This window comes from Streptomyces sp. CT34 (genome assembly GCF_000805335.1).
Taxonomy (GTDB): domain Bacteria; phylum Actinomycetota; class Actinomycetes; order Streptomycetales; family Streptomycetaceae; genus Streptomyces.
Genome location: NZ_KN708638.1, coordinates 4,131,852 through 4,152,047, shown reverse-complemented (window position 1 = coordinate 4,152,047; position 20,196 = coordinate 4,131,852). Strand labels below are relative to the sequence as shown.

The window sequence follows — 20,196 nt, the reverse complement described above, 5'->3', positions numbered from 1 at the left end:
GGGGGGGGGGGGGGGGCCCGCCGGTACAACGGCCAGGCCACCGCGCTGACGCGGCAGGGGCGGCTGGCGGTCTACCCGTCCTCCACAGGGCAGGAGGCATGCCAGGTCGCCGCGGCACTCGCGCTCGAAGACCGCGACTGGCTCTTCCCCAGCTACCGCGACACCCTGGCCGCCGTGGCCCGCGGCCTCGATCCCGTGCAGGCGCTGACGCTCCTGCGGGGCGACTGGCACACCGGGTACGACCCGCACGAGCACCGCATCGCCCCCCTGTGCACCCCGCTCGCCACGCAACTCCCCCATGCCGTGGGCCTGGCGCACGCCGCCCGCCTCAAGGGCGACGACGTGGTCGCGCTGGCGATGGTCGGCGACGGCGGCACGAGCGAGGGCGATTTCCACGAGGCGCTGAACTTCGCCGCGGTGTGGCAGGCGCCGGTCGTCTTCCTCGTGCAGAACAACGGCTTCGCGATCTCCGTCCCGCTCGCCAAGCAGACCGCCGCACCGTCCCTCGCCCACAAGGCGGTCGGTTACGGCATGCCCGGTCGCCTGGTGGACGGCAATGACGCGCCCGCGATGCACGACGTTCTGACCGAGGCCGTACGGCGGGCCCGTGAGGGCGGCGGCCCCACCCTCGTCGAAGCCGTGACCTACCGCCTCGAGGCGCACACCAACGCCGACGACGCCACCCGCTACCGCGCCGACGACGAGGTCGAGACCTGGCGGGCGCACGACCCGATAGCCCTGCTGGAGCGCGAGCTGGCGGACCGGGACCTGCTCACCGACGACTTCGTGGCCACCACCCGGGAGAGCGCCGAGCACCTGGCGGCCGATCTCCGGGACCGGATGAACGCCACCCCGCCGCTGGACCCGATGGACCTGTTCGACCACGTATTCACCCGGCAGACCAGCCAACTGCGCGCCCAGGCGGCCCAGTTGCGCGCCGAGCTGGACGCCGGGGCCGAGGGACACACCGAGCACGCAGCGGACGCCGCGGCGCCCGCCCAGGAGGCCAGGCCATGACGACCACCGCTCCGGCGACCGGGCGCAAGCCCGCCACCATGGCGCAGGCGCTGACCCGCGCGCTGCACGACGCCATGGCCGAGGACCCGTCCGTCCATGTGATGGGCGAGGACGTCGGCGCCCTGGGCGGCGTCTTCCGGGTCACCGACGGGCTGGCCGCGGAGTTCGGTGAGGACCGCTGCAGCGACACCCCGCTCGCCGAGGCCGGCATCCTGGGCACCGCCGTCGGGATGGCCATGTACGGGCTGCGGCCGGTCGTGGAGATGCAGTTCGACGCGTTCGCCTACCCGGCGTTCGAGCAGCTGGTCAGCCATGTCGCCCGGATGCGCAACCGCACCCGCGGCGCGGTGGCCATGCCGCTGACCATCCGCATCCCGTACGGCGGCGGGATCGGCGGCGTCGAGCACCACAGCGACTCCTCCGAGGCGTACTACCTGGCCACCCCCGGTCTCCAGGTCGTCACCCCGGCCACGGTCGAGGACGCGTACGGGCTGCTGCGTGCCGCCATCGCCTCCGACGACCCGGTCGTCTTCCTCGAACCCAAGCGGCTGTACTGGTCCAAGGCCGACTGGTCGCCGGACGCGCCGACTCCGGTGGCCCCCATAGGCCGCGCCGCGGTCCGGCGCCGCGGCAGCAGCGCCACGCTGATCACCTACGGCCCGTCGCTCCCGGTCTGCCTGGAGGCCACCGAGGCCGCCCGGGACGAGGGCTGGGACCTGGAAGTCCTCGATCTGCGCTCGCTGATGCCGTTCGACGACGAGACGGTCTGCGCGTCCGTACGGCGCACCGGGCGGGCCGTGATCGTCCATGAGTCCAGTGGATTCGGCGGTCCGGGCGGCGAGATCGCCGCGCGGATCACCGAGCGCTGCTTCCACCACCTGGAGGCGCCGGTGCTGCGCGTCGCCGGGTTCGACATCCCCTACCCGCCGCCGATGCTGGAGCGGCACCACCTTCCGGGTGTGGACCGGATCCTGGACACCGTCGCCCGTCTCCAGTGGGAGTCGGACTGGACCGAGGGACGTGGTGAGTGATGGCCGTGGTCCGCGAGTTCACCCTGCCCGACCTGGGGGAGGGCCTCACCGAGGCGGTGATCGTCCGGTGGCTGGTCGAGGTCGGCGACGTGGTGGCCGTCGACCAGCCGGTGGTGGAGGTCGAGACCGCCAAGGCGATGGTCGAGGTGCCGTGCCCGTATGGCGGTGTGGTCACCGCCCGCTTCGGCGAGGAGGGGGCCGAAGTCCCGGTGGGGGCTCCCCTGGTGACGGTCGCCGTGGGGGCGGCGCCGGACGATCTGGCGCCGGGCGGCGGGGCGGGACCGGACGCTGCGGGCGCGGGGCCGGCAGCAGGGCCGGGCGCGGGGGCGCCCCCGGCCTCCGCCCGAGAGGGCGAGGCGGATTCCGGGTCGGGGAATGTACTGGTCGGGTACGGGACGAGCGCGTCGGCGGCACGCCGGCGGCGGGTCCGGCCCGGGACGCCGGCCGGCCCCGGGGCGCGGGCGTCGGCGAAGGCCCCTGAGGCGCCCGCGCCCGCAGCCGCTGCCCCCGTGCCCACCGGCAGCCGGGCGGAGGCCGCCGGACCCGAGGCCGCCGGCCCCCGTACGGTCGCCGTCATCTCGCCGCTGGTGCGCCGTATCGCGCGGGAACACGGCCTGGATCTGCGGGGGCTGACGGGCTCCGGCCGCGACGGGCTGATCCTCCGTACCGACGTCGAGTCCGCGGTCCGGGCGCTGCGCGAGCGGGAGACGGCCGCCGCCGCACCCGGGGCGGGGACCGCGGCCGTCCCCGGGGAGCAGCGGATCCCGCTCCGGGGGATGCGCGGCGCCGCCGCCGAGAAGTTCAGCCGCAGCCGTCGGGAGATCCCGGACGCGACCTGCTGGGTGGACGCCGACGCCACCGAACTCCTCGCCGCCCGCAGGGCGATGAATGTGCCCGGCGCCCCCAAGGTGTCGCTGCTCGCGCTGCTGGCCCGGATCTGCACCGCCGCGCTCGCCCGCTACCCGGAGCTGAACGCCACCGTCGACACCGCCACCCAGGAGATCGTCCGGCTGCCCGCCGTCCATCTGGGCTTCGCGGCGCAGACCGACCGCGGCCTGGTGGTGCCGGTCGTCCGGGACGCGCAGCGCCGCACCGTCGAGGAGCTGTCCGCCGAGATGGCCCGGCTCACCGAGACCGCGCGCACCGGTGGGCTGTCGCTCGCCGAGCTGACCCACGGCACGTTCACGCTCAACAACTACGGCGTCTTCGGGGTCGACGGCTCCACGCCGATCATCAACCACCCCGAGGCGGCGATGCTCGGCGTCGGCCGGATAGCCGCCAAACCCTGGGTGCACGAAGGCGAGTTGGCCGTCCGGCAGGTCGTCCAGCTCTCGTTCACCTTCGACCACCGGGTGTGCGACGGCGGCACCGCGGGCGGGTTCCTGCGCTATGTGGCCGACTGCGTGGAGCAGCCCGCGCTGCTGCTGCGCGCACTCTGACCGCCGGGCCGGCGCGACCGGTCCGCCCCTGCGGGCGGGCGGTGCGCCGGCTGTGACGGCCGTGACAGCGATGACCGGGTGGGAGGCTGTGTGATCGCGTCACCCCTGGCGATACTCAAGGGATGAGCGACCACACCGTCCACGACGCCATCGTGCTGGCCGGGGGCGCGGCCCGGCGGCTCGGCGGGGCGGACAAACCCGCCCTGTCCGTCGGCGGCCGTCCACTTCTGGACCGGGTACTGGCGGCCTGCCCGGACGCCGCGGTCACCGTCGTCGTCGGCCCCGGCCGCCCCACCGCCCGCGCCGTCGTGCACGCCCTCGAGGATCCGCCCGGTGGCGGGCCGCTCGCCGCGCTGGACGCCGGGCTGCGGCACACCACCGCGGCGACGGTCCTGGTCCTCTCCGCCGATCTGCCGTTTCTGACGGCCGCGACTGTGCGCGACCTCCTCCGGGCGGCGACCGTGCGCGATGCCGCTCCCCGGGACGGTGCGCTGCTCTGCGATGCCGACGGCCGCGACCAGCCGCTGGTTGCCGCCTACCGCGCGGCGCCGGTGCGCCGCCGTCTCGACCTGCTGCGCGCCGAACACGGCACCCTGGCCGGGCTGCCGCTGCGCCGGCTGACGTCCGCGCTGGCGCTCGCGCGGGTCCAGGACGCCACGTCCACGGCCTCCTTCGACTGCGACACCTGGGAGGACCTCAGCGCGGCGCGCGCCCGTATCAGGGAGCATGGAAACGTGTTGGACGAATGGATCACCGCAGTCAAGGCCGAACTGGGCATCGACCTCGATGTCGACACGGCGGCGCTTCTCGACCTCGCGCGCGATGCGGCGCACGGCGTGGCCCGCCCGGCCGCGCCGCTGACGACCTTCCTGGTCGGTTACGCGGCGGCCCAACAGGGCCGGGACGTGGCCGAGCGGCCGCGGCGGGCCGCCGCGCTGGCCAACCGCTGGGCCGCGGAGGCCGAGGCCGAAGAGGCGCAGGCGGCCAAGGCGGCGGAGGCAGGCGGCGCCGGCAGCGAAGCGAAGCCCGCGGAATGACCGACGGGGAGTTCGGCGGCGGGTTCCGCGACGGGACCGGGGACCCGTTCGACGACGCGCTCGCGCTGGCCAACGATGCGGCACCGGCGCGCCTGCGGTCCACCGGCGACGACGGGCCGTTCGGCGACCGCGGCACCGCCTCGTTCGGCGCCGGCGGCGCCCCCGGCACCGACGACGCGGCCGGCCCGCACCACCCCACCGGGCCTGAGCCCGCGGGCGCCGCCCGGCCGCATGCCGGCCGCCCGGCCATCTCCTGGCCCACGGCCCGGGACCGCGCCGTTCGGGCCGTGCCCGAGCCGCCCGGGCCCGGGACGGCCGCACTCGGCGACGCGCTCGGCCGCACGCTCGCCGAGGCCCTGACGGCGCTCACCGACCTGCCGTCGTTCGACACCTCGGCCATGGACGGCTGGGCCGTCTCCGGCCCCGGCCCCTGGCGCGTCGCTCGCCCCGCGGCGGACGACGGCGAGCCCGGCCCGGCCGCCGGCATCCTCGCCGGCGACGCCACCACCGAAGCGCTCCCCGACGGCCATGCGATCCCGATCGCCACCGGCGCCCGCATCCCGCCCGGCGCCACCGCCGTACTGCGCAGCGAGCACGGCGAGGTCCTCGACCTGCCCGACGGACGCACCCGGCTGTACGCGCCGCGCCCGGTGCCGCCGGGCCAGGACATCCGCCCGCGCGGCCAGGAGTGCCGCCGCGGCGACCACCTGCTGCCGGCCGGCGCCGTGGTGACCCCCGCGGTCCTCGGCCTGGCCGCGGCGGCCGGTTACGACGAGCTGGCCGTCTACCCCCGGCCCACCGTCGAAGTGCTGGTCCTGGGCGACGAGTTGCTGCGCCAGGGGCTGCCCGAGGACGGCCGGATCCGGGACGCGCTCGGCCCGATGCTCGGGCCCTGGCTGCGGGAGCTCGGCGCCGAGGCCGCCGCGCCGCGGCAGCTCGCCGACGACGCCGACACGCTGTACGAGGCCATCGCCGGGTCCACCGCCGACCTGGTCGTCACCACCGGCGGCACCGCGTCCGGCCCCGTCGACCATGTGCACCCCACGCTGCGCCGGCTGGGCGCCGAGCTGCTGGTGGACGGCGTGGCGGTGCGCCCCGGCCACCCCATGCTGCTGGCCCGCCTCGCACCGGGCCGGCACCTCGTCGGCCTCCCCGGGAACCCCCTCGCCGCGGTGTCCGGCCTGCTCACCCTCGCCGAGCCGCTGCTCCGCGCCCTCGCCGCCCGCCGGCCCGCCGCCCCGTACCACGCGCCGCTGGCCGCCGCCGTCCACGGCCATCCGCACGACACCCGGCTCGTCCCGGTCGCCTACCGTGACGACGAACGGCACGGACTGGTGGCCACACCGCTGCACTTCCACGGTCCCGCCATGCTGCGCGGCATCGCCGCCGCCGACGCGATGGCCGTCATCCCGCCCGGCGGCGCGGAGTACGGCGCCGAGGTCGAACTCCTCGAACTCCCCTGGCCGGCGAGCTGGTCAGCGGGCTGGACCGCCTCTGACGCGCCGTACGACGCCGCAGGCCCTTCCGGAGGCCCGGCGTGAAGCTCCCGTCCCACGACGCCGCGGCACGTGAGCTTCCCGAGGACCGGTCCCACCGGGTGATCCTGCCCCGTCGCACGCCGAAGGCGCCGATACGGCAGGTCGCCCGCCGACTGCTGATGGCCCTGCTCGTGCTCGTGGCGACGGTCTTCATCGTCTGGATCGACCGCGAGGGGTACCACGACAACGCCGGTGGGCCCCTCGATCTGCTCGACTGCGTCTACTACGCGACCGTCACCCTCTCCACCACGGGATACGGCGACATCGTCCCCTACAGCGCCGGCGCCCGGCTGCTGAACATCCTGCTCGTCACGCCGCTGCGCGTGGTCTTCCTGATCATCCTGGTCGGCACGACCCTGGAGGTGCTGACCGAACGCACCCGTGAGCAATGGCTATTGAAACGCTGGAGAAACTCCTTGCGCGATCACACCGTCATCGTCGGCTACGGGACCAAGGGCCGGTCCGCCGTCCAGACCCTCTGCGCCAAGGGCCTGGCCCGCGACCGCATCGTCATCGTGGACCCCAGCAGCAAAGTGATCGACGCGGCGGTGGCCGAGGGATTCGCGGGTGTGGTCGGCGACGCGACCCGCAGTGACGTCCTGCTGCGGGCCGAGATCCAGCGCGCGCACCAGGTCGTCATCGCCACCCAGCGCGACGACACCGCCGTCCTGGTCTCGTTGACCGCCCGTCAGCTCAACAAGCGGGCCAATATCGTCGCCGCGGTGCGGGAGGAGGAGAACGCGCCGCTGCTGCGGCAGTCCGGTGCCGACGCCGTGATCACCTCGGCCAGTGCGGCCGGCCGGCTGCTGGGGCTCTCCGTGCACAGTCCCAGCGCGGGCACCGTCATGGAGGACCTGATCCAGCAGGGCAGCGGTCTCGGCCTCGTGGAGCGGCCGGTGGTCAAGGCGGAGGTCGGCCGGTCCGTCCGGGAGACCGATGACCTGGTCGTTTCGGTCCTGCGGGGCCACCGGCTGCTGGGGTACGACGACCCGGAGGCGAGCCCGCTGCAGGCCGCGGACCGGCTGATCACCATCGTCCGGGCCGCCCCGGCACAGGAGCCGGACCAGTTCGGCCGGCCGCCCGTCCGCCCCGCCAAGCCGACGCTGCCCGGCACCGGCGTCGCCCCGATGCGCCGGGCGGACGAATAGGGCGCAGCCGGGCGGGCCGGGCAACCGGCCTCTCCGGGGCCCCGATGCGTCCGACCTGCCGCGACGCCGACCCGCACCGTCGCCCCGCGGCCGGTCGGCGAGTAGCCTCGCGCCCATGCGAGCGATCACTATCCCCGAGCCCGGTGGCCCCGAAGCACTTGTCTGGGCCGAAGTGCCCGATCCACAGCCCGCCGAGGGCGAGGTCCTGATCGAGGTCGCGGCCAGCGCCGTGAACCGCGCCGACCTGCTCCAGCGCCAGGGCTTCTACGACCCGCCGCCCGGCTCCTCCCCGTACCCCGGCCTGGAGTGCTCGGGGCGGATCGCCGCGGTCGGCCCCGGCGTGCACGGCTGGGCGGCCGGAGACGAGGTGTGCGCACTGCTGGCCGGCGGCGGGTACGCGGAGAAGGTCGCCGTGCCGGCCGGGCAGGTGCTGCCGCTGCCGCCCGGACTCGACCTCGTCACGGCCGCCGCGCTCCCCGAAGTGGCCTGTACCGTCTGGTCGAACGTCTTCATGATCGCGCATCTGCGGCCCGGGGAGACGCTGCTGGTCCACGGCGGTGCCAGCGGCATCGGCACGATGGCGATCCAGCTCGCCAAGGCGGTCGGCGCCCGGGTCGCGGTCACCGCGGGCGGACCCGAAAAGCTGGCCCGCTGCGCCGAGTTGGGCGCGGACGTCCTCATCGACTACCGCGAACAGGACTTCGTCCAGGAGATCCGCAAGGCCACCGACGGCAAGGGCGCGGACGTCATCCTCGACATCATCGGCGCCAAGTACCTCCAGCGGAACGTCAAGGCGCTGGCGGTCGCCGGGCGCCTCGCGATCATCGGCCTGCAGGGCGGAGTGAAGGCGGAGCTGAATCTCGCCGCGCTGCTCTCCAAGCGCGCCGCGATCACCGCCACCGGCCTCCGCGCCCGCCCGGTGAGCGAGAAGTCGGCCATCGTCGCGGCGGTCCGTGAGCATGTCTGGCCGCTGATCGGCAACGGTCAGGTCCGCCCGATCGTGGACCGCACGCTCCCGATGCCGGAGGCCGCCGAGGCACACCGGATCCTGGAGGCCAGCGCCCATGTCGGCAAGGTCGTGCTGACCGTCTGAACCGACCGCCCGTAGCGCCTGGGGCCGTTGCCGCCCCGTGCCCCTCCCCCTGCCCGCAGGTCACTCGCTCCGACCTGCTCGAGATGCCGCGGATATTCCGCCGTGTGACGCTGGGCACGTCACTCGACGGCTCGGCACGGGAGGGGCACTGTGGTCGTAACAGGACTCCGTTCGCGCATCGCCACCGGACTGCTGGTGGTCGCCGCCGCCCTACCCCTCCCCATGACAGCCGGCACCGCGATGGCCCTGGAGGTCCGCACCACACCGGCCGGCCGCCCCGACGAGCCGACGGACGACTACGCGGTGGCCACACCGATGTCCGTAGGGCACGCGGTGGAGGGCTATCCCGGGCACCGGCGGGTGCCGGTACGCCTGCCGGAGTTCCCCGGCGCCGTCGACCTCCGGGACCTGTCGGACCACCTCTTCGTTCTGCCGGGCTCCCTTCCCGGGTTCCCGCACCACACCAGCCGGCCGTTCCGGTACGCATGGCGCCACCACCCGCATCACCCGTTCGGTCCATACCCACACTGGCCGCGGCGCTTCGCCCCGTACCCCGCCGACCGCGACGCCGACGCCCCGGACACGGACCGCTCCGAGCCCGCCGCCCCGCCCGCAGCCGCCCCTGTCCGGCGCCCGGCCCCCAGCTCCGCCCCCGCGCCACGCCACAGCGCTGCCCCTCGGCAGCCCGGCATGGCCACTGCCCGCCCGGAGCGGCCGGCGCCCTCGCGTGATCGTGATCTCGCTGCTCCGCTCCCGAGCCCCTACCAGCCGCTGCCGTCGCCTGCCCCTGAGCAGGACCCGGGTACCGCCGTCGAAGCGGCACCGGCGGAGAGCCCCTATGCCCTCGATGTCCCGGCGGCCCGCGTCGAGCGGGTCCTGCCGATGGGTGCTGGGATGGCACTCACCGGCCTGGGGCTCGCCTTCCTCGGCCTCCGGCTGCGCCGACGCTGAGCACGTGTTTCACGTGAAACGCGCATGAGATCGCCGTTTCACGTGAAACAGCCCTGACACACCAGGTTCCGCATGAAACCTTCCGTGCTCCGTGGTTTCGCGTGAAACGACGCGAGTTTGCAGGTCCATGCCAAGCAGCACAGTCACGTTGTTTCACGTGAAACGAGGAGAATCCCGTGGTTTCACGTGAAACAGGGCAGCGAAATGACCAGATGAACGCCGATGTCATGCGGTAACGGCGGATTGCCGGCCCCGGAAAGGTGGATCACCTTCTCCCGGGGGCACCACCGTTCTGGACCTGTCGTACGAGAGAATGGCGGCATGGATATGCCGATGAACGAACGGTCGCAGGAGAATCAGCACGTCCTGGTTGTCGGCCCGGACGGCATGGCGCTCGGCAGCGCCGGCGCCGGTGGCGGGGACGAGGGCGAAGAGCCCCGCGAGGTTCCGGTGACGGACATGGTCGAGCAGCCCGCGAAGGTCATGCGAATCGGCAGCATGATCAAGCAGCTGCTGGAAGAGGTGAAGGCCGCACCCCTCGACGAGGCGAGCCGAGTGCGCCTCAAGGAGATCCATGCCAGCTCGGTCAAGGAGCTGGAGGACGGGCTGGCGCCCGAGCTGGTCGAGGAGCTGGAGCGGTTGTCGCTGCCGTTCACCGATGAGTCGGTGCCGACGGAGGCGGAGCTGCGGATCGCCCAGGCCCAGCTGGTCGGTTGGTTGGAGGGGCTCTTCCACGGCATCCAGACCGCACTCTTCGCCCAGCAGATGGCGGCGCGCGCCCAGCTGGAGCAGATGCGCCGCGCCCTGCCGCCCGGTGTCCCGGTCGAAGGTCATGAGGACCACCCCGGTCAGAGCGGTGCGCGCTCGGGCCCGTACCTGTGAGGTCCGGGCGTACAGGACACTCGTAACGGCGGAGGGGCCGGCACGCGGATCACGTGCCGGCCCCTCCGCCGTCTGCTGTCCGCCGCCGTCAGTTGCTGCGGCCGGTCGAGATGGTCAGCTGGATGGTGTCGCCGCTGCTCGGGTCCCACCAGCTGATGGCTGCCGGAGTCTGGTCCGTGACGGTGTTCTTGCCCCAGAGCGAGTCGTTCTCTTCCCGGACGACCTTGTACTTCCAGCCGGCCGCCTGGATGCAGGCCTTGACCGAGTCCAGGTTCTTGTACTTGAAGGACGGGACGAGGATCTTGCCCTTGTCGCTGTAGCTCTTGGCCGGGCTGGTGCACTCGGACGGCTGGATCGTCGCCGTCTTGTCCTCGGGCCGGACGCTGGTGGACGGCGAGGAGTACGGCGTGTAGGAGGACGACGGCGAGCCGCCGCCGTCGTCACCGGAGCTGCCGGCGCTCAGACCGATCCCGATGGCTATCGCGGTGACCACGACGACGCCGACCACCGCCGCGACGATGATCACCGGGCTGTTGTTCTTCCGGGGCCGCGGGCCACCGGTCGACGGCATCGAGGCGGTCACCGGCGGCGCCGGCGGCCCGTTGAACGGCGGCGGGCCCTGGAAGCCGCCGTTGGCGAAGGGCGCGGGGGTCGGTGCCGGGGTCGGGTTCGGGAAGGGGTTGTTCACCGGCGGTGGCGTCGAGGGGCCGAAGGCCGCCTGCGTCGGCTGGTACGGCTGCTGGACGTTCGGCGGGACCGGGGCCTGCGGGTTGCCCGACGCGGTGGGGAACACCGCGGAGGACACCGACGCACCGCTGGTGCGGGCGCGCGGGCCCTCACTGATGATCAGCGGCGTCGCCCCGGACTGGGCGGACCCGGCGATCCGCAGGCACTCGTCCCGCATCGCCTCCGCGGTCGGGAACCGTTCGTTGGGGTTCTTCTTCAGGGCGCGGGCCACCAGCGCGTCCACGGCCGGCGGCAGCGAGCGGTTGATGCTCGACGGGACCGGCGGTTCTTCCTGGACGTGGGCGTAGGCGATGGCCAGCGGGGAGTCCGCGTCGAACGGCAGCTGGCCCGTCAGCAGCTCGAAGAGCATGATGCCGACGGAGTAGAGGTCGGAGCGGGCGTCCACACCGCGGCCCAGCGCCTGCTCGGGCGACAGGTACTGCGGGGTGCCGACGACCATGCCGGTCTGGGTCATGGACGTCACGCCGGACTGCATGGCGCGGGCGATACCGAAGTCCATGACCTTGACGACATTGCGCTTGGTCATCATGACGTTGCCCGGCTTGATGTCCCGGTGGACCAGGCCCATCTCATGGCTCGCCTCCAGGGCGGCGAGCACGTCGGCGGTGATTTTCAGCGCCTTTTCCGTCGGCATCGCGCCGTGCTGGGCGATGTCGTTGTCCAGCTCGGAGCGGAGCGGTTGCCCGGAGACGTACTCCATGATGATGTAGGGCACCATGCCGCCGTCGAGCTCGTCCTCGCCGGAGTCGAAGACCGAGACGATGTTGGTGTGCGTGAGCTTCGCCACCGACTGGGCCTCGCGCCGGAAGCGCTCACGGAACGCCTGCTCGCGGCCGAGCTCGGTGTGCAGGGTCTTGATCGCGACCTCGCGGTCCAGCACGCTGTCGTAGGCCAGGTGTACGGACGCCATGCCGCCCGCTCCGAGAAGATCACGAAGCTGGTAACGTCCACCGCCGACCGAACGGCCCTCGAATTGGCCCTGAGCGCCGTCCTGGCTCATGGTTCCGCTTCCCCCTAGGCGCACTTGCCCACATGTCTGGCGATCAAAATCCGGAATTCCGCAGCCAAGTCTGCCCCAGGCCACGGACACGTCAAGCTGTGTGCCCGTTCCGTGACCAGATGTGCAAGATCCGATCACGGCTGCGAGCGGTTCCGGCGGTCCGGTTACCCCAGGTGAACTTGCCACACTTGGTAGGCGGAGGGTTTGATGGCCGGTCCACGACGGACCGGTGGGTGCCGCGGAACCTGTAGCGTGCTCTAGCGAAGCTCTAGCGAAGACCGAGACCTTACCGCTGTAATGCGGATCGATTCGACGGCGAGGACCGATGGCACCGACGCAGCGCCCCCAGGGGCCGTCCGATCCTGACGCCACCGGCTCCAATGTCCCGGACGCACCGGAGATGTGGGGTAACGGCGGACTGGTCGGCGACGGCCGCTACCGGCTGACGCGCCGGCTGGGCCGCGGCGGTATGGCGGAGGTGTTCGCCGCCGAGGACGTACGGCTGGGCCGTACCGTCGCGGTGAAGCTGCTGCGCGCCGATCTCGCCGAGGACCCGGTGTCCAAGGCGCGCTTCACGCGTGAGGCACAGTCGGTGGCCGGGCTGAACCACCACGCGGTGGTCGCGGTCTACGACTCCGGTGAGGACTTCGTCGGCGGCAACACCGTGCCGTACATCGTGATGGAGCTGGTCGAGGGCCACACCATCCGCGATCTGCTGCTCAACGCGGACGCCCCGCCGCCGGACCAGGCGCTGATCATCGTCTCCGGAGTGCTGGAAGCGCTGGCCTACAGCCACCAGCACGGCATCGTGCACCGCGACATCAAGCCCGCGAACGTGATCATCACGAACAGCGGCGCCGTGAAGGTCATGGACTTCGGCATCGCCCGCGCGCTGCACGGCGCGCAGTCGACCATGACCCAGACCGGCATGGTCATGGGCACCCCCCAGTACCTCTCCCCGGAGCAGGCGCTCGGCAAGACCGTCGACACCCGCTCCGACCTGTACGCGACCGGCTGCCTGCTGTACGAACTCCTCGCGCTGCGGCCTCCGTTCACCGGTGAGACCCCGCTGTCGGTCGTCTACCAGCACGTCCAGGACATGCCGGTGCCGCCCTCCGAGGTCGCCGAGGCGGTGCCGCCGGAGCTGGACGGCCTGGTCATGCGGTCGCTGGCCAAGGACCCCGACGACCGCTTCCAGACCGCCGAGGAGATGCGCGGCCTGGTGCAGTACTCGCTCCAGATGCTGCACGAGCAGGGCGGCCACACCGGCACCTGGAACACCGGCCCGGTCGCGATGCACGACGGTGGTCACACCATGGCCCTCCGTGGTGGCGGCGGTGCCGCGGAGACCGCGGCGCTGTCGCACCCCGACTCCGGCCGGACCGCGGCGCAGCCGATCGTCGAGCCCGGGATGCGGGACGACGACGGCGGCTACGAGGGCGGGCGCCGGCCGGGCAAGGGCGGTCGCGGCAAGGCCTGGCTGATCGCGGTGCTCGCGCTGATCGCCATCGCGGTGGGCGTGGCCTTCGCACTGCAGAACACCAACGGCCAGCACCACAAGCGCCAGCCCCCAGTGGTCCAGTCGCCGTCCGCGTCGCAGTCCGACGAGTCCACGGCGCCGCCGACGGACGAGCAGACCACCCACGAGACGTTCCCGGGCAGTTCCAGCGGCGGCGGGAACACCTACACCCACCGGCCGAGCCACCGACCCAGCAGCCCGCCCTCGTCCGCGCCGCCCAGCTCGGAGCCGCCGACCTCGCAGCCGCCGAGCTCCGAGCCGCCGACCTCGGCGCCGCCGAGCACCGGCGCCGGCGGGACCACGAACGGTGGCACGACGAACGGCGGGACCGGCAACGGCGGTACCACCGGCGGCACCCCCAACGGCGGGGTCAACAACGGCGGTACGACGCTCGGTACGACCGGCGGCTGACCGGGCGGTGACGGGCTGACCCGCGGTCAGCCCGTGAACGCCTTTCGTACGGCCGGGTATTCGCGGGTCCACCACACGGCGAGCGCCGCAGCCGCGGGGAACTGCGGGTCGGTGCGGCGGTCGCCCAACCGGTAGCGCCAGGTGAGCATCCAGAAGTCGTTCAGCCGCTCCCACCACACCCGGTGGACGGCCGCCGCCAGTTCGTCCGCGCCGGCGCCGCAGACGGCCCGGTAGGCGCTCGCGTACGCCGCGACCTTGGCCAGGTCCAGCGTGCCGCAGGGCCGTACAAAGAAGATCGCGGCGGCGCGTACCGCTTCCTCGGCGCGGGGCTGGACGCCCAGCCGGTCCCAGTCGACGATCGCGGCCGGTTCCGTGCCGCGGTAGAGCACGTTCAGCGGATGGAAGTCGCCGTGCACCCAGCCCGCCGGGGGCTGCGCGCCCGGTGGCGGACGGCGGTGCGCCTGCCGGTCCAGCAGGGCCCGGCGCTCCAGGAGCCGGTGCTCGGCGAGTTCGTCGAAGCTGGTGCGGGGGCGGGCGCCGCGGGCCAGGGCCAGCAGCTCGTCGATCGTCTCGAAGGTCCGCTCGGGGTCGGCGGCGGCGTCCGTGCCGGGTGGCCGCGGCGGGGCCGGTTCGTCCGCCATGACCTGCGCCAGCGCGGTGTGGACGAGACCGAGCAGGGCGCCGAGCCGGCGGGACTGGGCGCCGGTCAGCGCGGCGCCGCCCAGGTGCCGGCCCCCGATCCAGGGGTGCAGGGCGTAACAGCGGCCGTCCAGGACGGTGACGGTGCGGCCGTCCGCGTCGGCGACCGGCGGGGCGACCGGCAGGCCGAGTCCGGCGAGCCGGCGGGTGGCGCGGTGCTGGCGGGTGAGGGCGGCGCGGTCGCCGTCGAGGTGGTGCTTGAGGAAGTAGCGCCCGCGGGTGGTGGCGAGGAAGTAGCCGTGGTTGAGCAGGCCCTCGGCGACGGGTTCGCAGGAGAGCGGCGCGCCGGCGTGGTCGTAGTGGCGCAGCAGGGATCCGAGGGTGTCACGGTCGGGCGTCACCGCAGACCGGACTACAGATGAGCGCAGCACGCGCCAGATGTTAGATCAACTTCGCCCACTGGAGTGGGTATACCGGAAAGCCTTACAGAGGGTGTGCATATCGGAAGACCGGTACGTCCGTGAGGTAGTGCATCGTCACGAACTCCGGCTCGATGCGCAGGAAGACCGGCTCGAAGGGCACCCCGTCGGCCAGCCGCGGGGTGCGGCCGAACAGCTCGCGCTCGGCGGGGGTCGGCCGGATGACCCGGGCGGTGCCGGTGAACTGCACGGACCAGGTGTCGGGTTCCCCGCTGTTGACGTTGTCGGCCTCGTAGGCGACGACGCTGCCGTCCAGTGCCCGGTGGTAGTCGTAGCCGCGGTGCAGCCGCAGGATCAGCCGGCCGTCGACGACGATGTGCCGGGTGACGGTGGTGAAGGGGAGCGCCCGACGGCTGGCCGATACGCGCCCGTAGGGGGTGCGGCTGAGCAGCTCAATGGCACGGAAGTCGTCGGTGGGCATGGTCTCAGCCTGCTCGCCGGGCGCGTGCGTGGGTAGGGGCGGCAGCCCCGGAGCCGCGGGACGTTGGTCCCTTTCCCCGGGCGCGGTCTCGTCGGTGCCGCGGCCGGGGCCGGCGCTGATGGCCTGGTCAGCGCCGTTCGGCCTGCATTCGCGCGACATAGGCGGCGGCCTGGGAGCGGCGTTCCATACCGAGCTTGGACAGCAGGCTGGAAACGTAATTCTTGATCGTTTTCTCGGCGAGATGGAGCCGTTCGCCGATTGCGCGATTGGTCAGGCCTTCGCCGATGAGATCGAGGATCTTGCGTTCCTGCTCGGTGAGATTCGCCAGTCGGTCGTCGCCCTTCGCGGCGCTCCCGTCGCGCAGCCGTTCCAGGACGCGGGCGGTGGCCACCGGGTCGAGCAGCGACTTTCCGGCTGCCACGTCGCGTACCGCGGAGAGGAGTTCACTGCCCCGAATGGCCTTGAGGACATATCCGGATGCACCGGCCATGATCGCATCAAAAAGGGCCTCGTCATCGGCGAACGAGGTGAGCATCAGGCATTTGATGTCCTCGTTCTGCGAGCGGATCTCGCGGCAGACCTCGACACCGCTGCCGTCCGGGAGCCGGACGTCGAGCACGGCCACGTCCGGACGCGTTGCAGGGATCCTGACCAGCGCGTCCGCGGCCGTGCCGGCCTCGCCGACGACCTCGATGTCCTCCTCGACCGACAGCATTTCGTGGACGCCCCGCCGGACCACTTCGTGGTCATCGAGCAGGAAAACCGTGATTTTTCCGTCTTCGCGCACCTTCCCAGTCTCACACATCAACCCTTCCCGTGCTCCAGGTCACCGATATAACGTGCCGTTGTCCCGGCGGCCTGCGACGCTGTGACCAGGAGTTGTTCCCGGCCTTCGCGATTTACTTGGAAATCCAAGCAAAATCGCAGGTCAGAGCGGTTTCCACTTACCCATTGGCAATGGGTAACGTGCAATGAGCAGGCCACTCCGGGGCGCTTTGTTCCACCCGGACCCGGCCGCGTTCGCACACACCCCGTGCGCCGTATCGGATACCGGGTGAGCCGCAATACGGCCACCGGCGGACCCCGGGGGCCGGACAGACGGAGGAGCAGCACGTGACCGTGGAAGGCACTGCCGAGCGGAAAACCGCCCGCGGCGGCAGCAAGCGCACCACCGCCAAAAAGGCGACGCCGACGAAAAAGGCGCCGGAGTCCCAGGCCGGGAACAGCGGCCGTCCGGGCGAGGCGGAGCAGGACCAGCTCGTACAACTGCTGACCCCGGAAGGGAAGCGGGTCGAGCACCCGGATTACGCGATCGACCTCTCCGCCGAGGAACTGCGCGGGCTGTACCGCGACATGGTGCTGACCCGGCGCTTCGACGCCGAGGCGACCACGCTCCAGCGCCAGGGCGAACTGGGCCTGTGGGCCTCGCTGCTGGGCCAGGAGGCCGCCCAGATCGGCTCGGGGCGGGCGCTGCGCGACGACGACTACGTCTTCCCGACCTATCGCGAGCACGGTGTGGCGTGGTGTCGCGGCGTCGACCCGACGAACCTGCTGGGAATGTTCCGGGGCGTCAATCACGGCGGCTGGGACCCCAGCAGCAACAACTTCCACCTCTACACCATCGTCATCGGTTCGCAGACGCTGCACGCGACCGGCTATGCGATGGGCGTGCAGAAGGACGGCGCGGATTCCGCGGTCATCGCGTATTTCGGTGACGGCGCCTCCAGCCAGGGCGATGTCGCCGAATCCTTCACTTTCTCCGCGGTCTACAACGCCCCGGTCGTCTTCTTCTGCCAGAACAACCAGTGGGCGATTTCCGAGCCCACCGAGAAGCAGACCCGGGTGCCGCTCTACCAGCGCGCCCGCGGCTTCGGCTTCCCCGGCGTACGGGTCGACGGCAATGACGTGCTGGCCTGTCTGGCGGTGACCAGGGCGGCGCTGGAGCGGGCGCGCACCGGCCAGGGCCCCATGCTCATCGAGGCGTTCACCTACCGGATGGGGGCGCACACCACCTCCGACGACCCGACGAAGTACCGGGCCGACGAGGAGCGGCTGGCGTGGGAGGCCAAGGACCCGATCCTGCGGCTGCGGACGTATCTGGAGTCCGAGGGGTTCGTCGACGACGCGTACCTGGCCGCGATCGACGAGGAGAGCGAGGCCCTGGGCAGGCGGGTCCGCGACGTCGTACGGGCGATGCCCGACCCGGACACCATGGCGATCTTCGAGAACGTCTATGCCGACGGGCATGCGCTCGTCGATGAGGAGCGCGCGCAGTTCGCCGCGTACCAGGCGTCGTTCGCCGACGCCGATGCCATCGCGGAGGGGAACTGACCATGGCCGTCTTCGAGAAGATCACCATCGCCAAGGCGATCAACGCATCGCTGCGCGCCTCCATGGAGGCCGACCCCAAGGTCCTCGTCATGGGCGAGGACGTCGGCAAGCTCGGCGGCGTCTTCCGCGTCACCGACGGTCTGCAGAAGGACTTCGGCGAGGAGCGGGTCATCGACACCCCGCTCGCCGAGTCGGGCATCATCGGCACCGCGATCGGCCTGGCGCTGCGCGGCTACCGGCCGGTCGCCGAGATCCAGTTCGACGGCTTCGTCTTCCCCGCCTACGACCAGATCGTCACCCAGCTCGCGAAGATGCACGCGCGGGCGCTCGGCAAGGTCAAGGTGCCGGTCGTCATCCGCATCCCGTACGCGGGCGGTATCGGCGCGGTCGAGCACCACTCCGAGTCCCCCGAGGCGCTGTTCGCGCACGTCGCGGGCCTCAAGATCGTCTCGCCGTCGAACTCCTCCGACGCCTACTGGATGCTCCAGCAGGCCATCGCCGGCGACGACCCGGTCCTCTACTTCGAGCCCAAGCGCCGCTACCACGACAAGTCGCGGCTGGACACCGAGTCGATCCCGGACCCGTTGCACAAGGCCCGGATCGCCCGCACCGGCTCCGACCTCACCCTGGCCGCCTACGGTCCGATGGTGAAGGTCTGCGAGAACGCCGCCGACGTCGCGGCCGAGGAGGGCAAGTCGCTCGAGGTCGTCGACCTGCGCTCGATCTCCCCGATCGACTTCGACACCGTGCAGTCCTCGGTGGAGAAGACCGGCCGGCTGGTCGTGGTCCACGAGGCGCCGGTCTTCTTCGGCTCCGGCGCGGAGATCGCCGCCCGGATCACCGAGCGCTGCTTCTACCACCTGGAGGCACCGGTGCTGCGGGTCGGCGGCTTTCACGCCCCGTACCCGCCGTCCCGGCTGGAGGACGAGTACCTGCCGGGGCTGGACCGGGTGCTTGACGCCGTCGACCGTGCGCTGGCGTACTGAGGGCTGAGGAGAGTCGTGACGATGACTACAGGAACCCCCGGCGCCGCGAACGCGCAGCGCATCCGTGAGTTCAAGATGCCCGACGTGGGCGAGGGGCTCACCGAGGCCGAGATCCTCAAGTGGTACGTCCAGCCCGGCGACACCGTCACCGACGGCCAGGTCGTCTGCGAGGTCGAGACCGCCAAGGCCGCCGTCGAACTGCCCATCCCCTACGACGGGGTGGTGCACGCGCTGCACTTCGACGAGGGCACCACCGTCGACGTCGGCACCGTGATCATCTCGGTCGACACCGACCCGGGTGCCGGGCCCGTCGCGGGGCAGCGGGAAGAGGCGGCCGCGCCCGCAGCGCCGGACGCCTCCGCCGAGGAGGAGGCCGAGCCGCAGGGCCGGCAGGCGGTGCTGGTCGGTTACGGCGCCGCGCCGGCCTCGACCAAGCGCCGGGCGCGCAAGGCGCAGCCGGTGACCGCCGGGCTCCAGGCGGAGCTGAACGGGCGGGCCGCATCCGCCCCGGCGGGCACTCCCGTGGCCGTCCCCGAGGCGCCCGCGGTGCCCTCGGCACCGGCCGCCGCCGCCCCGTCCGGCGGCCGGCCGCTGGCCAAGCCGCCGGTCCGGAAGCTCGCCAAGGACCTCGGCATCGATCTGGCGACGGTGGTCCCGACCGGCGCCGACGGCGTCATCACCCGGGACGACGTGTACGCGGCGGCCACTCCGGCGGCGGCCCCGCCGGCCGCGGCGCCCGCCGTCGCCGAAGTGAGCGCCCCGGCCGCGGCGGTGCCCGCCGGGACCTTCGACGCGGCGGCCCGCGAGCGCCGGGTGCCGGTCAAGGGCGTGCGCAAGGCCACCGCCCAGGCGATGGTCGCCAGCGCCTTCACCGCGCCGCATGTCACGGAGTTCATCACCGTCGACGTGACCCGCACGATGAAGCTCGTCCAGGAGCTGAAGCAGGACCCGGACATGGCCGGGCTGCGGGTCAACCCGCTGCTGCTGGTCGCCAAGGCGTTCCTGGTCGCGGTCAAGCGCCACCCGGAGGTCAACGCGGCCTGGGACGAGGCGAATCAGGAGATCGTCTACAAGGACTACGTCAACCTCGGGATCGCGGCGGCCACTCCGCGTGGGCTGATCGTCCCCAACATCAAGGACGCGGGCGCCAAGACGCTGCCCCAACTCGCCGCGGAACTGGGCGAGCTGGTGGCGACCGCCCGCGAGGGCAAGACCTCTCCGGCGGCGATGTCCGGCGGCACGGTCACCATCACCAATGTCGGGGTCTTCGGCGTCGACACCGGTACGCCGATCCTCAACCCGGGGGAGTCGGCGATTCTCGCCTTCGGCGCGGTCAAGCTCCAGCCGTGGGTGCACAAGGGCGAGGTCAAGCCGCGCCATGTCACCACGCTTGCGCTCTCCTTCGATCACCGGCTGATCGACGGCGAGTTGGGCTCCAAGCTCCTCGCGGACATCGCGGCGATTCTGGAACGCCCCAAGCGTCTGATCACCTGGGGCTGAGCCGGAGGGTCCGAACAGCTGCGGCAG

General features: G+C 72.4%; 17 protein-coding genes. 13 read left to right on the top strand and 4 right to left on the bottom strand.

Going from position 1 to position 20,196, the window contains the following annotated elements; all coding sequences use genetic code 11:
• The 9 genes from RZ84_RS18125 to RZ84_RS18085 all read left to right on the top strand — a co-directional run.
• On the top strand, window positions 1-1,017 hold a 1,017-nt coding region (locus RZ84_RS18125), incomplete at its 5' end, for a thiamine pyrophosphate-dependent dehydrogenase E1 component subunit alpha (protein WP_241777753.1).
• A complete protein-coding gene (locus RZ84_RS18120) occupies window positions 1,014-2,048 on the top strand; it encodes an alpha-ketoacid dehydrogenase subunit beta (protein WP_043265174.1) in 1,035 nt (344 codons plus the stop codon). The genes RZ84_RS18125 and RZ84_RS18120, both read left to right, overlap by 4 nt.
• Window positions 2,048-3,487 (top strand): dihydrolipoamide acetyltransferase family protein, encoded by a 1,440-nt coding sequence (locus RZ84_RS18115; RefSeq protein ID WP_043265173.1) that lies wholly within the window; start codon window positions 2,048-2,050, stop codon window positions 3,485-3,487. Before RZ84_RS18120 ends, RZ84_RS18115 begins: the two co-directional genes overlap by 1 nt.
• Before the next feature lie 122 nt (window positions 3,488-3,609).
• Window positions 3,610-4,524: an NTP transferase domain-containing protein gene (locus tag RZ84_RS18110; RefSeq protein ID WP_043265172.1), complete on the top strand. Its 915-nt coding sequence runs from the start codon at window positions 3,610-3,612 to the stop codon at window positions 4,522-4,524.
• Window positions 4,521-6,065, top strand: coding sequence for a molybdopterin molybdotransferase MoeA (locus RZ84_RS18105; protein ID WP_043265171.1), 1,545 nt, complete (start codon window positions 4,521-4,523; stop codon window positions 6,063-6,065). The genes RZ84_RS18110 and RZ84_RS18105 overlap by 4 nt, the downstream gene beginning before the upstream one ends.
• Window positions 6,062-7,210 carry a potassium channel family protein gene (locus RZ84_RS18100; protein ID WP_043265170.1) on the top strand — a complete coding sequence of 383 codons (1,149 nt, stop codon included), beginning with the start codon at window positions 6,062-6,064 and terminating at the stop codon, window positions 7,208-7,210. The genes RZ84_RS18105 and RZ84_RS18100 overlap by 4 nt, the downstream gene beginning before the upstream one ends.
• Window positions 7,211-7,325: 115 nt before the next feature.
• Complete coding sequence (locus RZ84_RS18095; RefSeq protein ID WP_043265169.1) at window positions 7,326-8,303, top strand: NAD(P)H-quinone oxidoreductase; 978 nt, start codon at window positions 7,326-7,328, stop codon at window positions 8,301-8,303.
• A gap of 150 nt (window positions 8,304-8,453) precedes the next feature.
• A complete protein-coding gene (locus RZ84_RS18090; RefSeq protein ID WP_043265168.1) occupies window positions 8,454-9,254 on the top strand; it encodes a hypothetical protein in 801 nt (266 codons plus the stop codon).
• Window positions 9,255-9,575: 321 nt separating this feature from the next.
• Window positions 9,576-10,136 carry a bacterial proteasome activator family protein gene (locus tag RZ84_RS18085; protein WP_198540006.1) on the top strand — a complete coding sequence of 187 codons (561 nt, stop codon included), beginning with the start codon at window positions 9,576-9,578 and terminating at the stop codon, window positions 10,134-10,136.
• A gap of 88 nt (window positions 10,137-10,224) precedes the next feature.
• Here RZ84_RS18085 and RZ84_RS18080 read toward each other — a convergent pair whose 3' ends face one another.
• A complete protein-coding gene (locus RZ84_RS18080) occupies window positions 10,225-11,883 on the bottom strand; it encodes a Stk1 family PASTA domain-containing Ser/Thr kinase (protein ID WP_043265166.1) in 1,659 nt (552 codons plus the stop codon).
• Between the two features lie 325 nt (window positions 11,884-12,208).
• Between RZ84_RS18080 and RZ84_RS18075 the strand changes: the two genes are divergently transcribed.
• Entirely contained in the window at window positions 12,209-13,813 is a 1,605-nt protein-coding gene (locus RZ84_RS18075) for a protein kinase domain-containing protein (protein WP_043265165.1), read from the top strand.
• A 26-nt stretch (window positions 13,814-13,839) separates the two neighbouring features.
• Here the strand turns inward: RZ84_RS18075 and RZ84_RS18070 are convergent, their stop codons facing one another.
• From RZ84_RS18070 to RZ84_RS18060, 3 genes are all read right to left on the bottom strand, one after another.
• On the bottom strand, window positions 13,840-14,883 hold the full coding sequence (locus RZ84_RS18070) for a phosphotransferase (RefSeq protein WP_043265164.1): 1,044 nt from the start codon (window positions 14,881-14,883) through the stop codon (window positions 13,840-13,842).
• A gap of 52 nt (window positions 14,884-14,935) precedes the next feature.
• On the bottom strand, window positions 14,936-15,352 hold the full coding sequence (locus RZ84_RS18065) for a pyridoxamine 5'-phosphate oxidase family protein (RefSeq protein WP_043270211.1): 417 nt from the start codon (window positions 15,350-15,352) through the stop codon (window positions 14,936-14,938).
• 127 nt (window positions 15,353-15,479) lie between these two features.
• Window positions 15,480-16,139, bottom strand: coding sequence for a response regulator (locus RZ84_RS18060; RefSeq protein WP_039634851.1), 660 nt, complete (start codon window positions 16,137-16,139; stop codon window positions 15,480-15,482).
• Window positions 16,140-16,465: 326 nt separating this feature from the next.
• Between RZ84_RS18060 and pdhA the strand changes: the two genes are divergently transcribed.
• Genes pdhA through RZ84_RS42345 form a run of 3 tightly spaced genes read left to right on the top strand, consistent with a single transcriptional unit; the run spans window position 16,466 to window position 20,169 of the window.
• Window positions 16,466-17,683, top strand: coding sequence for a pyruvate dehydrogenase (acetyl-transferring) E1 component subunit alpha (gene pdhA / locus RZ84_RS18055; protein ID WP_043265163.1), 1,218 nt, complete (start codon window positions 16,466-16,468; stop codon window positions 17,681-17,683).
• Window positions 17,684-17,685: 2 nt separating this feature from the next.
• Complete coding sequence (locus RZ84_RS18050; protein ID WP_043265162.1) at window positions 17,686-18,669, top strand: alpha-ketoacid dehydrogenase subunit beta; 984 nt, start codon at window positions 17,686-17,688, stop codon at window positions 18,667-18,669.
• A 21-nt stretch (window positions 18,670-18,690) separates the two neighbouring features.
• A complete protein-coding gene (locus RZ84_RS42345; protein WP_043265161.1) occupies window positions 18,691-20,169 on the top strand; it encodes a dihydrolipoamide acetyltransferase family protein in 1,479 nt (492 codons plus the stop codon).
• Window positions 20,170-20,196 lie beyond the last annotated feature (27 nt).

Excerpts from the sequence above, each read along its gene's own strand:
- RZ84_RS18120 (WP_043265174.1), top strand. The coding sequence starts at position 1,014 with ATGACGACCACCGCTCCGGCGACCGGGCGCAAGCCCGCCACCATGGCG.
- RZ84_RS18115 (WP_043265173.1), top strand. The coding sequence starts at position 2,048 with ATGGCCGTGGTCCGCGAGTTCACCCTGCCCGACCTGGGGGAGGGCCTC.
- RZ84_RS18110 (WP_043265172.1), top strand. The coding sequence starts at position 3,610 with ATGAGCGACCACACCGTCCACGACGCCATCGTGCTGGCCGGGGGCGCG.
- RZ84_RS18105 (WP_043265171.1), top strand. The coding sequence starts at position 4,521 with ATGACCGACGGGGAGTTCGGCGGCGGGTTCCGCGACGGGACCGGGGAC.
- RZ84_RS18095 (WP_043265169.1), top strand. The coding sequence starts at position 7,326 with ATGCGAGCGATCACTATCCCCGAGCCCGGTGGCCCCGAAGCACTTGTC.
- RZ84_RS18085 (WP_198540006.1), top strand. The coding sequence starts at position 9,576 with ATGGATATGCCGATGAACGAACGGTCGCAGGAGAATCAGCACGTCCTG.
- RZ84_RS18080 (WP_043265166.1), bottom strand. The coding sequence starts at position 11,883 with ATGAGCCAGGACGGCGCTCAGGGCCAATTCGAGGGCCGTTCGGTCGGC.
- RZ84_RS18075 (WP_043265165.1), top strand. The coding sequence starts at position 12,209 with ATGGCACCGACGCAGCGCCCCCAGGGGCCGTCCGATCCTGACGCCACC.
- RZ84_RS18065 (WP_043270211.1), bottom strand. The coding sequence starts at position 15,352 with ATGCCCACCGACGACTTCCGTGCCATTGAGCTGCTCAGCCGCACCCCC.
- RZ84_RS18050 (WP_043265162.1), top strand. The coding sequence starts at position 17,686 with ATGGCCGTCTTCGAGAAGATCACCATCGCCAAGGCGATCAACGCATCG.
- RZ84_RS42345 (WP_043265161.1), top strand. The coding sequence starts at position 18,691 with ATGACTACAGGAACCCCCGGCGCCGCGAACGCGCAGCGCATCCGTGAG.